This window comes from Natrarchaeobaculum aegyptiacum, assembly GCF_002156705.1.
Classification (GTDB): domain Archaea; phylum Halobacteriota; class Halobacteria; order Halobacteriales; family Natrialbaceae; genus Natrarchaeobaculum; species Natrarchaeobaculum aegyptiacum.
Window position 1 is genome coordinate 2,505,592 of sequence record NZ_CP019893.1, and the last position, 13,442, is coordinate 2,519,033.

Sequence of the window (13,442 nt, forward strand, 5' to 3'; positions counted from 1 at the left end):
CAACCCGGGTCCGGGTATGAAAGGAGCCGATCGCGAACGAACCGAGGCCGGGTTCAGGGTGCGGACGCCGGTCGACGAGGCGCGCCAGACGCTCCGGGACGCCCTCGAGGAACGCCTCGAGCGGCCGGTGGCCGACGGACCGGCGACGGGAACCGAGACGATCGACGTCGAGCGCGCCGACGGGCGCGTCCTCGCCGGCGGGATCGAGTCGGCACGGAACGTCCCACACTACGAACGAGCGGCGATGGACGGCTACGCCGTCCGGGCCGCGGACACCTTCGGCGCGAGCGAACGCTCACCAGAGGTCGTTCGGATCGCCGACGGAATCGGTACCGAGGCCACCGTCGGGCCGGGGACGGCCGGCCGGGTCCACACCGGAAGCGCCCTGCCTGAGGGTGCCGACGCCGTCGTTATGATCGAACACGTCACCGAACTCGAGGCGACCGGCGAACTCGAGGTCGAAGACGCCGTCGCGGAAGGAGAAAACGTCGCGCCGGTCGGCGAGGACGTCTCCGAGGGCCAGTCGCTGTACGAGGCCGGCCACCGGCTCCGTCCATCCGATCTGGGACTCCTCCGCTCGGCGGGCTACGCCCGGGTCGAGGTCGCGACCCGGCCGGCGGTCGGCGTCGTTCCGACGGGCGAGGAACTCGTCGCCACCGACCCGGGACCGGGAGAGGTGATCGAGACCAACGGACTGACGGTCTCACGGCTGGTCGAACGCTGGGGTGGCCGAGCGACCTACCGCAACGTGGTCACCGACGATCCGGACGCCCTCCGTGCGGCCATTCAGCGGGATCTCACGAAGGACGTCGTCGTCACCACCGGTGGTTCCTCGGTCGGCGAACGTGACCTCCTCCCCGAGGTGATCGACGACCTCGGCGAGGTGCTCGTCCACGGCGTCGGTCTCAAGCCCGGCCACCCGGTCTGTCTCGGCATCGTCGAGGACACCCCCGTGCTCGCGCTGCCGGGCTATCCCGTCGCCTGCATCGTCAACGCCGTCCAGTTCCTCCGTCCCGTCCTCCGGTGGCTCGAGGGCACCACCCCCGACCCGCACCCGACCAGGCGGGCGGTGCTGGACCGGAAGATTCCGAGCGAACCCGGCACGCGGACGTTCGCACGGGTCCAGCTCGAGCGTCGCGACGAGTCGGACGGTGACGCGAGTGACGCGGACGGCGAAGCCGAACCGGGCTACCGTGCGATCCCGACGCGGGCGAGCGGCTCCGGCGTCCTCTCGAGCGTCGCGCTGGCCGACGGCTGGGTCGTCGTCGACGACGCTCGAGAGGGGATTCCCGAAGGAGAAACGGTCACGGTCGAGCTCTGGGAGGATTCGTCCTGACGAAGGCCGGTGTCGATCGGTGAGCATTGGCTCCGTGCCCGTCGAGTCTCAGGGCTGGTCGCCACCTGTCGCGATCCGCAGGAACTGGATCGTGCCGAGGGCTGTACACCCGAGGAAGACGCCGAGTGCGACGGCGTTCACTCGACTCGAGACTCAGAACGACAACGACTGGTGGTTCCGGCTCTCGCCCAGCGCTGGCGGCGTACGATCCGAGTAGTACTTTCGTCCGATCGCGCGGCTGTCGACCATGTTGAACAGCGCCTGCTGGGCTTCGGTAGGTGATTCGTACGTCTCCGCTCCGACCGACTCGAGTATTTCCCGCACCGATTCCGTTCCGTTCGGGAGTTCGAGGACGTGTTCGCCGAATTCGGCGACGAGTTCCTCGCTCGTCAGTGGGTAGGAGTGCTCCTCGATCTGTGCGGCGAGGTCGCCGAACTCGACGCCCAGTTCTCGACGCGGCAAAGTGTTGACGTTCGTCATCGTCGATCCGACGGTCCTACGCTATCCGTTCACAAACGTCTTCGCCAGTCGCTGGCCGGCGACCCGGCTGCAGTCCGCCGATTTCCTGTCCCGCACCGATCTCGCCACCGACCGCTCTCATACGGTTTCCTGTACGTCATTTCCGGGGTAACCGCCACCCGGGCGGCGGTTACCTCGGTACATCGTTACAGCAATCCGCATCACTTGCCGGACAGTCGCCTCGAGAGGTACCGATAGCCGGTCACGAGCACGAGCGCGTTCGTCGACAGGCTCCCACAGAGAGCAAACAGGTTCCGGCGCTCGCCCCACTCGATGCGATCCGACGCAGAGGGTGCGAGCGTCGCGATCAGGTGTGCCGCGGCCGCGGCGGTCCAGGCGAGGACGGCCACGACGGCGAGGAGACGGCTGTATCTGCTCATGGTCGGTGTACACCCTCGCGACTCGTCAAGCTACTGGATACTCACCTCGGGTCACTGCAGCAACGCCGTCCGAACGGCGTCGGCCAGCGAGCGGACGCGGGCGACGTGCTCGTAGGACCCCTCACGAACGCCGTTCGTGACGTACGAGAAGCCGACGTTCAGTTCGGGGTCGGCCCACCCGACGCTGCTGCCCAGGCCCGCGTGGCCGTAGACGTGTTCGGGGGTCAGCGAGCCGTAGGGGTCTGCCGTCGTCCCACCCTTCCAGAACCCGAGCGCGAACCGTCCCGGTCGGCCGAGGGTGCCGTCTGCGTCCGTCTTGGCCTCGAGCGCCGTCGCCTCCTCGAGCGTCGACTCCGAGAGGATGCGTGTGCCCTCGAGTTCGCCGCCGTTTGCCAGACAGCCGTAGAAGCGGGCCATGTCCCGGGCGGTTCCGATGCCGGTGGCGGCGGGGATCACCGACCGGTGGACCGCCTCGGTGTTGAACGGCGCGGCGACCTCGGTGTGGTCGCCGAGTCCTTCGCCGGGGTCGCGACAGCGGTCGAACGGCTCGAAGGCGACGAGCGTGGCGACGTCGTCCGGTTCGTCCTCCCGGAGGCCGATGCCGGTGTCGTCCATCCCCAGCGGGTCGAAGACGCGCTCGGCTACGGCCTCCTCGATCGGGGTCCCAGAGACGCGGCGGACGAGTTCGCCCACCAGCCAGCCGAAGGTCAGCGGGTGATACGCCGGTACCTCGCCCGGCGAGAAGACGGGGTCCATCTCCTCGAGCGCCTCGACGCAGGCGTCCCAGTCGCTCCACAGGTCCGGTCGTTCGTCGATCTCGCCCTGGGTCAGCCCCGCAGTGTGGCTCAGAACCTGCCGGACGGTGATCTCGGCCTTCTCGGTCCCCGCGTCGGCGAACTCCGGCCAGTGGTCGACCACGCGGTCGTCGTAAGCGAGTTCGCCCTCGTCGACCAGCGTGTGGAGCGTGATGGCCGCGTAGGGTTTCGTACAGGAAAACAGGACGTGGCGCTGCTCGCTCGTCGTCTCCGTTCCGTCGGGTCCGGTGACGCCGCCGGCGAGGTCGAGTTCGAGTTCCCCGTCGACGAACACGGCCAGTTGTGCCCCGTGGTGGAGCCCGAGCTCGAGCTGGCGGTCGAACAGTGCGGCGATCCGGTCACGACCGGACGTGGTGAGTCCTGTCATACCACGACCCAACCAGCGGGATCACCGTAATCGTTCCCCTCGGCAGTCACTCGAGGCGGTTCCAGTCCGGTGCCGCCTCGAGTCGCGGGAGAGCCTCCTCGAGGTCGAGCTGTGCCGCGCCGTAGAATCGCTGGCGGCCGACGGGGGTGCGAACGCGTAACACGACGGTGTTGTCCGTCACCCGGAAGATCGAGAGCGCCCAGGTGCTACCGGTTCGCTCCCACTCCTCGAGGTGTATCGTCTCTTCGTCCGAAACGATTCGCGACCCCAGCTCCCAGCTCAACCGGGTCAGCGCCGGGAGCTCCACCGGGAGGGCCGTCGGCAGGGACGCACCTGGTTGTGTTCCGTGCGTTCCGTGAGTGGCCATATCACGCAAGATAGCCTCGAGCGTGAAAAAGACAGCTATTCCCTCGTCGTCAGCGAGGGCTGGCCGGTCGTCGACCACCGTGGGCCCACACAGAAAGCGCGTCTCGAGGCGTGAGGATCGACCGACCGACCAATCTCCGCGGGGAATCTCACGCCGAATCACGTGCGATGGGCGCACCGGCCATACACGTTAGGTGCGCTCGTTTTCGCCCTATTGCTCGTATACGACTGACATGCACGTAGCTCCAGCCGGTACGGCAGTACTCCCACAGGTCACGACGCCGCTCGAGGCGTCCCAGGCGGAACTCTTCGAGTTCGTTCACAGCGACCCGCTCCTCTCGGCGTCGTTCGTCGCGAACATCGCGCTCGCAGGACTGACGATCCTCCTGATCGTCTACCTCGGGCGTCATCTCACCGATCCGCGGACGAAGCTCATCGCGGTGTCGGTGATGCTGATCTCCGTCGTCTCGATCTCGAGTTATACGGGGCTCGCATCCGGGCTCACGCTGAGTTTCCTCGAGATGCCTGCCGGCCACGCGATGGCCGGAGAGGAGGTACTCGCGATGTGGGGACGGTACCTCACCTGGACCTTCTCGACGCCGTTTATCCTGATCGCTCTCGGGATGATCGCCGGCTCGAACCTGACGAAGATCCTGACCTCGGTCGCGTTCACCATCGCGATGTGTGTCACGGGCCTCGCAGCCGCGTTCACCACCTCGAGCTACCTGATGCGCTGGTGGTGGTTCGTCATTAGCTCGCTATTCTTCCTCGTCATCGTCTACATCATCCTCGTCGAGTGGACGGCCGACGCGAAGAACGCGGGCACCATCGGCCTGTTCAACACCCTGAAGATCCTGACGGTCGTTTCGTGGTTCGGCTACCCGATCCTGTGGGCGCTGGGCGTCGAGGGATTCGCCTTGCTCGACGTGGCGATCACGTCCTGGGGCTACAGCTTCCTCGACATCATCAGCAAGTACGTCGTCACCCTGCTGATCATGCTGTGGCTCGCCAACGAGCCCTCGGAGGTTACCGCTGGCGCAGACTACGGCGCGAGTCTCCCGGGCTTCGCTCCGGCGGACGACTGATCGCGAATCCTGGCATCGAATTCGGCCGACGTTTTTAGGCTCCACCACCGATAACCCGGTATGGACCGCAAGGAATTTCGCGACCTCGCCTCGCCCGCCGACGCCCGCGAGGCGATCGACTCGCTGCCACTCGAGGCCGGCGTCGAACGGGTTCCGCTCGAGGAGGCCCGCGGCCGGGTGCTCGCCGAACGACTGGACGCCGAACTGGACGTCCCCGGGTTCGACCGGGCGAGCCTCGACGGCTACGCACTGCGCGCACGGGATACGTTCGGGGCCGACGAGGCCGATCCCGCCCGCCTCACCGTCGTGGGTGAGGTCCACGCTGGCGAGGAACCCGACGTCGACCTCGAGACCGGACAGGCGGCCGAAATCTCGACCGGCGCGGTGATGCCGCCGGGTGCGGACGCGATGGTCCCCGTCGAGCGGACGGACGAAGCCGACGAGGCCGGTGAGGTGCTGGTCCGCACGAGCGTCGCGCCTGGGGACAACGTGATGTTCGCTGGTGCGGACGTCGCCGCGGGCGAACGGGCACTCGGTCCCGGAGCCCGGATCACGCCACGAGATATCGGGCTCCTCTCGGCGCTGGGAGTCGACGAGGTTCCGGTCCGCGCTCGCCCGAAAGTCGGCATCGTCTCGACGGGTGACGAACTCGTCCGTCCGGGTGGGGACGTAGAGAGCGAACGCGGCCAGATTTACGACGTCAACAGCTACACGATCGCCGCGGGCGTCGAGGACGCCGGTGGCGATGCCGTCCTCTACCCGCACGCGGGCGACGAGGCCACGGAGATGGAACGAATCCTCCGACAGGCCGCCGAGGAGTGCGACCTCGTGCTCTCTTCCGGATCGACCAGCGCCAGCGCGGTGGACGTCATCTACCGCGTCATCGAAGAGCAGGGCGACCTCCTCGTACACGGCGTCGCGGTCAAACCCGGCAAGCCGATGCTCGTGGGTCGACTGGAAGAGTCGGCGTACGTCGGCCTCCCCGGCTACCCGGTCTCGGCGATGATGGTGTTCCGCACGTTCGTCGCGCCTGCGATCCGTGAGGCCGCTGACGTACCCGAACCCGAAACCGCGACCGTGACGGGGCGGATGGCCCGGCAGGAACGGTACGCCGAGGGTCGGCTCCGGCTGATGCCCGTCGGCCTGGTCACGGACGGTGACGGCGAGACGCTCGTCTACCCCGTCGACAAGGGCAGCGGTGCGACCACGAGCCTCGCTCACGCTGACGGCGTCGTCGAGGTCGAGCCCGGAACCGATTACCTCGAGGAGGGGAGCCCGGTTACCGTCCAGCTCTTCTCGCCGGACGTCCGCCCGCCCACGCTCCTGGGCGTCGGCGAAGACGATCCGACACTCAATCGCGTGCTCGACCGGCTCGAGCACCCCCGGTACCTTCCGGTCGGCTCGCGACCGGCACTCCGGCGGCTCCGCGATGGAATCCCGGACGTCGCGGTCGTCGCGGGCCCGATAGCGCGCGAGGTGGACGCCGTCGACCTCGGCGGCTGGGAGCGCGAGTGGGGACTCGTCGTCCCGGCGGGCAACCCCGACGACGTGACCGGACTGGCGGAGCTGGTCGATCGTGACCTGCGACTGGTCTCCCGGACGACCGACTCCGGCCTGCGGACGAGTCTCGAGGCCGAACTCGAGGCGCTCGCGGCCGAGCGGGATTCCGACCGCACGACGCTGGCCGGGGCCATCGACGGCTACCAGTTCGCCCTGCGGGCCCACGAGAGCCCGGCCCGGGCCGTCCAGCGGGATGACGCCGACGTCGGCCTCGGACTGGCCGACACCGCGGATCGACTCGGGCTCGGGTTCGTCTCGCTGGGCTCACAGCAGGTCCGCGTGCTGGCGAATCCAGACCGGACCGGAAAGCGCTCCGTCCGGGAACTCAAGCGCGCGCTCGAGTCGGGAGTGGACGTGGACGAACTCGAGTAGGCCAGCTCGTGGGGCGAACTCACACCGTCTCGAGTTCGGACAGGTTGCCAGAACCGACTCTCAGGCCACGCTGAACAGCGATTTATACCGGATGCCGGTGTACCAGGCCTGATGTCGACGATAGCAGAGCTTCGCCTTCCGGCACCGGAGACGACACTGGCGACGGCGTTCGACCACGCTCCCGACGCCACCTTCGAACTCGAGTCGTCGGTGTCGAAGACGAACCCCTGTCTCTGGGTCGCCGACGTCGACCGCAGCCGTATCGAGACCGCCTTCGACGCCGATTCGTCCATCGAGGCCTACGAAGCGCTCGTCGAGACCCAGTCGCGCGTCCTCTACGATCTGGAGTTCGTCGACGGCGACGGGATCACGACGCTCTGTGACCCCTTGCTGGTCGACGGCGGCTCGTTACTCGAGGCCTGGGGAACCGACGGCTGGTGGCAGGTCCGCGTTCGATTCCCCGACCGGGACGCGCTCACGAACGCCTACGAGCGGCTGCTCGAGCGCGACATCTCCGCCGACCTGCGCCGGGTCACTGACGTCACGAACGCCACCGAACCCGACACGCGACTGACGCCGGAACAGCGCGAAGCACTCGAGGCTGCCCTGCAGTACGGCTACTTCGAGATTCCTCGCCAGATCTCGATGGAGGAACTGGCCGCCGAACTGGACATCTCTCACCAGGCGCTCTCAGAACGCTTCCGGCGGGCCTACGAGACGCTCGTCGACGAGGAGCTGCAACCTGCTGGCGAACCGCCGACGACGAGCTGACCCGGACACCTGATCGTGGGCTGACAGGCCGCTCGACGGTCGAGAGCGGTGCGCTTTATACTCTCGAGAGCTAACGCTCCGGCGCACATGAATAAGACCGGTTTGCAGTTGCGGATGGCAGTCGTCGGTTCCGTGCTGTTCGGCCTCTATCTGGTCGCAGCGTGGTTCATCTCGATGGCCTTCGGGGTCAACTGGCTCTACGTGCTGGTCCCCGGGATCGTCTTGCTGCCGGCGGTCCAGTACAAACTCGGCAAGTTCATGGCTGTCAGGACCTCGGGCGCCAAGGACATGCCCGAGGACCACCCCCGGTACCGGCGGGTCCACCAGATGACCGAGTCCCTGAGCCGGGACATGAAGATGGACAAGCCACGGCTGATGGTCGCCGAGATGGGCGTCCCCAACGCCTTTGCCACCGGTCGCAAGGGCTCGGGCGTCGTCGTCGTTTCGACGGAACTCATGCAGATCCTCGACGACGACGAACTCGAGGGCGTCGTCGCCCACGAACTCGCCCACCTCAAAAATCGCGACACCATCATGATGACGCTGGGCCAGTCGATCGCCACGATCGTCGGCTACGCCGTGTTCTTCGTCGTACAGGCAGTCGGCGAGGACAATCCGGGCAGCATCGTCTTCGCCTGGGTCGCCTCCATGATCGCCAACTTCCTCGTCATGCTGCTGGTGATGGCCATCTCGCGATACCGCGAGTACGTCGCCGACGACACGGCCCGCCAGTACATCGGCAACGGCGAACCGCTGGCTCGCGCCCTCGAGAAGATCTCCGGGAGTGCCGAGGGCCGTGAGTCCCGAATCGACGACAGCGGCGTCAACGCCCTGTGTATCTTCAACGCCGACCGCAGCATGCTCCAGCAGGTGTTCTCGACGCACCCGCCGACCGAGAAGCGCATCGAGGCCCTCCGGAGCTAACATCGCTCGGCCCGTTCGCTCCCCGCTTGCGACTCGAAACTCTACACTCGAGGGCGATCGAACGACGGGCGTTCAGTTTTCGCGGTTCCGCATCGACGAGCGACGATTTTTAACCACGGTCGTCCTTAGAAGAGCGTGTGACGGAAATCCACCCCGGTCAGCGCGTCGCCGTATTGGTCGACGCCCAGAACCTCTATCACTCGGCACAGAGCCTCTATAGCCGAAACATCGACTACTCGTCGCTGCTCGAGAAGGCGGTCCAGGACCGACAGCTCACCCGCGCGATCGCGTACGTGATCCGGGCCGATGCCCCGGAAGAAGAGAGTTTCTTCGACGCGCTGATCGACATCGGCTTCGAGACGAAGATCAAGGAGATCAAGACGTTCTCGGACGGCTCGAAGAAGGCCGACTGGGACGTCGGGATGAGCCTCGACGCGGTGACGCTCGCGAATCACGTCGATACGATCGTCCTCTGTACCGGTGACGGGGACTTCTCACGGCTCTGTTCGCACCTGCGCCACGAGGGCGTCCGCGTCGAGGTGATGGCGTTCGAGTCGTCGACCGCCGACGAACTCGTCGAGGCAGCGGACACGTTCCTCGACCTCGGCGAACGCCACGAGACCTTTCTGCTCTAGGCTATTGTGGTCGTCCTCGCAGTCTCCAGTCCGTAGCGATGCGTCTCGAGATCGGTACGGAAGACGGCGACTGGACTCGGGGGTGACACTGAATATGGCGACGCGTCTCGAGCAGGTTGCAATCGAGGCTGCTCGAGGCGGGAGGAACAGCCGGTACGCAAACCGGGGTGGGTCCGAGGTCCAGATGGCTAGCAGTCCGTATCAGGGATGAGTGTCGCGGGCGATCGTGGTGAAGACGACGAGGGAACCGACGAGGAGGGCGAACCCGGTCACCGCGGCGAGAACGGACGCGTCGAGGCCCGAGGGGCTTGCAAACGCGAGTCCGCTAACGGCGAGGAGCGAGGCTCCGATCGCGACCTGCGTCAGATCCATTCAGCAGGGGGTTTCGACCGCTGGTATATAATGCTCGTGGTCTGTGGCGTTTGCGGCGTGTCGTACGCGTAGCATACTCAGATGCGCCCATCCCTCGCTGGTGATCTGTGCCGACTGTTCGCCGGTGAGCCACTGGCGGTGCACGTACATCGCTCCACGAGATCAGCTGGCGGGACAGGGGCGAGCAACCGACCACCCCTGCGCTCGAGCCGGGTCGAAGCGCTTTCGACGCGTCAGGGCGAAGCCCGCCCATGACCGACGCTTCCGAGACCACCGACGCTCCCGGCGGTCCCGACGGTAACGCGGGCTTCCCGACGCTCCGGACGATCGCCGACTACCAGTTCGGCGCTGGCGCTGGCGAGGCACTCTTTCCGCCAGACGAGTCGCTCACGATCAAGCGGACGACCTCCGGCCGCCCCCAGCAGGTTCTCGCCGACAGCGGCCGCCTCGTCTCTTTCGGCACGGACGGCCGGTTCACACTCGGCCTCGAGGGTGGTCGTCGGCTGGCCGACGCCCTCTCCCACCCGTCGTACCGGGTCGTCGTCGACGACGAGAGCGAACCGTTCGTCCGCGACGGGAAGAACGTCTTCGCGAAGTTCGTCCTCGAGGTGGGCGAGGAGATCCGGCCGGGCGACGAGGTGCTGGTGGTCCACGAACGCGGCGACCTGCTGGCGGTGGGGCGAGCGGAACTCGGCGCTGCGTCGATCGACGATTTCGAGTCGGGGATGGCTGTCTGGGTGCGCGAGGGTGCGCCTGCCGAATGAGGTCACGATTGTATGAGCCACTGTCGACCCGACCGCAAGCGTAACCACCAACCCGTTTGCCCGGCGAACGGACCGGTACGATTAAGTGTCCGTCACCTGCGCTCTTTCGTATGAGTGGACGACCGCTGGACGTCCTCGAGGCGTCGCTTTCGGAACGGGTCACCGTACGACTCAAGAGTGGTGACGAGTACGTCGGCGAGCTGACGGGCTACGACCAGCACATGAATCTCGTCTTGGAGGACGTGGCGATTCCGGCCGGCGAGACCGCATCCGGGGAGGAGCAGATCGAAGACACAACGATTATACGCGGCGACAACGTCGTTTCGATCACTCCATGACTGGCGCAGGAACTCCGAGCCAAGGAAAGAAGAACACGACGACCCACGTGAAGTGTCGTCGCTGCGGTGAGAAATCGTACCACGTCAAGAAGAAAGTCTGCTCGTCGTGTGGCTTCGGCAAATCGGCCAAGCGCCGCGAGTACGCCTGGCAGTCGAAAGCCGGCGACAACTGAGACTCGACCTGCAGACCGCTTCTCCTGCTTTCTCACCCTCGAGCGACAGCGTCTGGTCCGTCCACTCGAGGTTGCCGATCGATGACCCGATGGACAGCCATTTGTCCAGCGCCGCGAACACACGCGTATGACCACGGCAATGGAGACGACCGACGCGTTCGTCGGCCTCGAGTGTCTCGACTGCGGGGAGACGGTCGACGCGGCCGACGCGAGCCACCGGTGTCCGGACTGTGGGGGACAACTCGACCCCCGGTACGACTACGATTCGATCGACCTCGACCGTGACGCCCTGACCTCCCGTCCGTTCGACTCGATGTGGCGCTACGCGGAGGTGCTGCCGTTTGCCCGCGAGACGGCGGTGACGACTCGTGAGGGGGCGACGCCGCTGGTCTCGTGTCCCACTCTCGCCGAGGAGTTCGGCGTCGAGCGCGTCCTCCTGAAAGACGAGGGCCGAAACTCGACGGGAACGCTCGCCGATCGCGGATTCTCGGTCGCAACGACGGCCGCCGTCCAGCACGGGGCTGACAGCGTCGCGCTCGCCTCGCCGGGTGATGGCGGCCAGTCGGCTGCGGCCTACGCTGCCCGGGCCGGACTCGAGGCGACGGCCTACCTGCCCTCCCGCTCTGGATTCTCTAACAAAGCGATGGTGAACGTTCACGGCGGCGAGATGAACGTCGTCGGCGGCCGGTACGACGACGCCGTCGGCGCTTACGAGGAGGGGCTCGACGAACACGACGACTGGTACCCACTCCAGCCGTTCGAGACGCCCTACCGTCACGAGGGGGCGAAGACGCTCGTCTACGAACTGCTCGAGCAACTCGAGTGGGAGGTCCCCGACGCGGTCGTTTACCCCACCGGTCACGGCGTTGGACTCGTCGGTGGCTACAGCGGGGCGACGGAGTGTCGGGCCCTCGGACTGGTCGACGACCGACCGGCGCTGTACGCCGCTCAGGCGTCGGGCTGTGCGCCGATCGTCGCGGCCGTCGACGACGACGCGGATACCCCAGCGCCCGTCGAGACGCCCGACACCATCTGCGGCGAACTCGAGATTCCCGATCCCACCGGTGGGAAGCGGGTGCTCGAGGCGATCCGCGAGACCGGCGGCGATGCAGTTGCGACCGACGACCCGGACGTCCTCGAGGCGGGAACACAGATCGCGATGAACGAGGGGCTCGAGGTTTCCCCGAGCGCGGCGGCGGCGATCAGCGGTGCGCAGGAACTGGCCCAACGCGGTGAGTGGAACGGCGACGAGACGATCGTACTCGTCAACGCCGCGGCGGGGAACAAGCAGGCCGACGTGCTCCGGAGTCACCTGATGAGTCAGGGAATATAGTGGCGGTCCAGGCCTGAACTGGTGCGTGAAACCGAGCGCAGGTGACCGGTTTCACCCGTCAGTCGACGCCTGGAACGGTACTGGGTCGAATCGCTCCGAGTCCTGCGACGCGGGGATCATCGGTACCCATATGACGCCCGAGTCGAAGTGAGCGCATGCACCAGCCGATCCCGGAGTACGACCCACAGGAGCTCTACCGGGAGGCGGAGGCGTTCGTCCGCCAGTGTTACACGGAACTCGAGAAGGAATCGGCAATCGAGCCCCGGCTCGAGACGATCCGCCGCGAGATCGCCGAGAGCGGTCACTACGATCACACCTTCGAGGAACTCGAGCACGGCGCGCGGATGGCCTGGCGCAACAGCAACCGATGCGTTGGGCGGCTCTTCTGGCAGTCACTCGAGGTGCTCGACCGGCGGGACTGCGAGACGCCCGCGGAGGTCCACGAGGCCTGCTGTGAGCACCTCGATCGGGCGCGAAATGGGGGCGATATCGTCCCGACGATCTCGATCTTCGAGCCGATGATTCGCGGGCGACAGCGGGTTCGCATCTGGAACTATCAGTTGCTGCGCTACGCCGGCTATGCGGGTGGCGACGACAGTGACGTGGTGACCGGAGATGGCGACAGAACGCGTGCCGAAAACCCGGACGAAATCGTCGGCGACCCCGCGGAGGTGCCGATGACCCGGTACTGTCAGTCTCGTGGCTGGGAGGGCGACGGTGGCCGGTTCGACATCCTGCCACACGTGATTCAGGTCGGCGACGACGAGCCGGAACTGTTCGAGGTGCCCGACTCGGTGATCGAGGAGGTCGAACTCAGCCATCCGGAGTACGACTGGTTCGCCGACCTGGACCTCCGGTGGTACGACGTGCCGGTCGTCTCTAACATGCGCCTCGAGGTCGGGGGCATTCAGTACACTGCCGCGCCGTTCAACGGCTGGTATCTCGCGACCGAGATCGGCGCGCGGAACTTCGCCGACACGGACCGGTACGATATGCTTCCCGAGATCGCCGATCGACTCGGGCTCGACACCGACGACGACCGGTCGCTGTGGAAAGACGAGGCGGTCGTCGAACTCAACCGGGCCGTCTTGCACTCCTACGACGAGGCGGGCGTCCAGATCGTCGACCATCATACGGTCACCGACCAGTTCGCCCAGTTCGAGCGCAACGAGGAGGCGGCAGGCCGGGACGTGACCGGTGACTGGTCGTGGCTAATCCCGCCGGTGAGTCCCGCGACGACGCAGGTCTTCCACACGACCTACGACGACGAGATCAGGACGCCGAACTTCTTCTACCTCGAGCCGCCAGCGGCTATCCGGGAGTGACCTGACG

16 protein-coding genes are annotated in these 13,442 nt (G+C 66.5%); 11 read left to right on the forward strand and 5 right to left on the reverse strand.

Annotated elements, in window-relative coordinates:
- Positions 1 to 16 precede the first annotated feature (16 nt).
- The gene (locus tag B1756_RS12215; protein WP_086888793.1) at positions 17 to 1,336 is read left to right on the forward strand and encodes a molybdopterin molybdotransferase MoeA; all 1,320 of its coding nucleotides are present in this window, start codon (positions 17 to 19) and stop codon (positions 1,334 to 1,336) included.
- A 153-nt stretch (positions 1,337 to 1,489) separates the two neighbouring features.
- Here B1756_RS12215 and B1756_RS12220 read toward each other — a convergent pair whose 3' ends face one another.
- The 4 genes from B1756_RS12220 to B1756_RS12235 all read right to left on the reverse strand — a co-directional run bounded on the left by B1756_RS12220 (position 1,490) and on the right by B1756_RS12235 (position 3,784).
- Positions 1,490 to 1,816: a DUF5789 family protein gene (locus B1756_RS12220; protein ID WP_086888794.1), complete on the reverse strand. Its 327-nt coding sequence runs from the start codon at positions 1,814 to 1,816 to the stop codon at positions 1,490 to 1,492.
- Between the two features lie 200 nt (positions 1,817 to 2,016).
- A complete protein-coding gene (locus B1756_RS12225) occupies positions 2,017 to 2,235 on the reverse strand; it encodes a hypothetical protein (RefSeq protein WP_086888795.1) in 219 nt (72 codons plus the stop codon).
- A 51-nt stretch (positions 2,236 to 2,286) separates the two neighbouring features.
- Positions 2,287 to 3,417 (reverse strand): serine hydrolase domain-containing protein, encoded by a 1,131-nt coding sequence (locus tag B1756_RS12230; protein WP_086888796.1) that lies wholly within the window; start codon positions 3,415 to 3,417, stop codon positions 2,287 to 2,289.
- Positions 3,418 to 3,463: 46 nt separating this feature from the next.
- A complete protein-coding gene (locus B1756_RS12235; RefSeq protein WP_086890170.1) occupies positions 3,464 to 3,784 on the reverse strand; it encodes a hypothetical protein in 321 nt (106 codons plus the stop codon).
- A 232-nt stretch (positions 3,785 to 4,016) separates the two neighbouring features.
- Between B1756_RS12235 and B1756_RS12240 the strand changes: the two genes are divergently transcribed.
- From B1756_RS12240 to B1756_RS12260, 5 genes are all read left to right on the forward strand, one after another.
- Positions 4,017 to 4,868, forward strand: a complete 852-nt coding sequence (locus tag B1756_RS12240; protein ID WP_086888797.1) for a bacteriorhodopsin — start codon at positions 4,017 to 4,019, stop codon at positions 4,866 to 4,868.
- A gap of 60 nt (positions 4,869 to 4,928) precedes the next feature.
- Positions 4,929 to 6,800, forward strand: coding sequence for a molybdopterin biosynthesis protein (locus tag B1756_RS12245; protein ID WP_086888798.1), 1,872 nt, complete (start codon positions 4,929 to 4,931; stop codon positions 6,798 to 6,800).
- Between the two features lie 111 nt (positions 6,801 to 6,911).
- Positions 6,912 to 7,571, forward strand: a complete 660-nt coding sequence (locus B1756_RS12250) for a helix-turn-helix domain-containing protein (RefSeq protein WP_086888799.1) — start codon at positions 6,912 to 6,914, stop codon at positions 7,569 to 7,571.
- 87 nt (positions 7,572 to 7,658) lie between these two features.
- A complete protein-coding gene (locus tag B1756_RS12255) occupies positions 7,659 to 8,495 on the forward strand; it encodes a M48 family metallopeptidase (protein ID WP_086888800.1) in 837 nt (278 codons plus the stop codon).
- A gap of 137 nt (positions 8,496 to 8,632) precedes the next feature.
- A complete protein-coding gene (locus B1756_RS12260; RefSeq protein ID WP_086888801.1) occupies positions 8,633 to 9,130 on the forward strand; it encodes a LabA-like NYN domain-containing protein in 498 nt (165 codons plus the stop codon).
- Between the two features lie 201 nt (positions 9,131 to 9,331).
- Here B1756_RS12260 and B1756_RS19670 read toward each other — a convergent pair whose 3' ends face one another.
- Positions 9,332 to 9,502 carry a hypothetical protein gene (locus tag B1756_RS19670; protein ID WP_186336458.1) on the reverse strand — a complete coding sequence of 57 codons (171 nt, stop codon included), beginning with the start codon at positions 9,500 to 9,502 and terminating at the stop codon, positions 9,332 to 9,334.
- A gap of 251 nt (positions 9,503 to 9,753) precedes the next feature.
- Here B1756_RS19670 and B1756_RS12265 point away from each other — a divergent pair, with 251 nt between their 5' ends.
- The 5 genes from B1756_RS12265 (at position 9,754) to B1756_RS12285 (ending at position 13,435) form a co-directional block, all read left to right on the forward strand.
- The gene (locus B1756_RS12265) at positions 9,754 to 10,266 is read left to right on the forward strand and encodes a PUA domain-containing protein (protein WP_086888802.1); all 513 of its coding nucleotides are present in this window, start codon (positions 9,754 to 9,756) and stop codon (positions 10,264 to 10,266) included.
- A gap of 110 nt (positions 10,267 to 10,376) precedes the next feature.
- Positions 10,377 to 10,604, forward strand: a complete 228-nt coding sequence (locus tag B1756_RS12270) for an LSM domain-containing protein (protein ID WP_086888803.1) — start codon at positions 10,377 to 10,379, stop codon at positions 10,602 to 10,604.
- Entirely contained in the window at positions 10,601 to 10,777 is a 177-nt protein-coding gene (locus tag B1756_RS12275; RefSeq protein ID WP_086888804.1) for a 50S ribosomal protein L37e, read from the forward strand. The genes B1756_RS12270 and B1756_RS12275 overlap by 4 nt, the downstream gene beginning before the upstream one ends.
- A 139-nt stretch (positions 10,778 to 10,916) precedes the next feature.
- A complete protein-coding gene (locus tag B1756_RS12280; protein ID WP_086888805.1) occupies positions 10,917 to 12,110 on the forward strand; it encodes a threonine synthase in 1,194 nt (397 codons plus the stop codon).
- Between the two features lie 155 nt (positions 12,111 to 12,265).
- Positions 12,266 to 13,435 carry a nitric oxide synthase oxygenase gene (locus B1756_RS12285; RefSeq protein ID WP_086888806.1) on the forward strand — a complete coding sequence of 390 codons (1,170 nt, stop codon included), beginning with the start codon at positions 12,266 to 12,268 and terminating at the stop codon, positions 13,433 to 13,435.
- Positions 13,436 to 13,442: the final 7 nt, after the last annotated feature.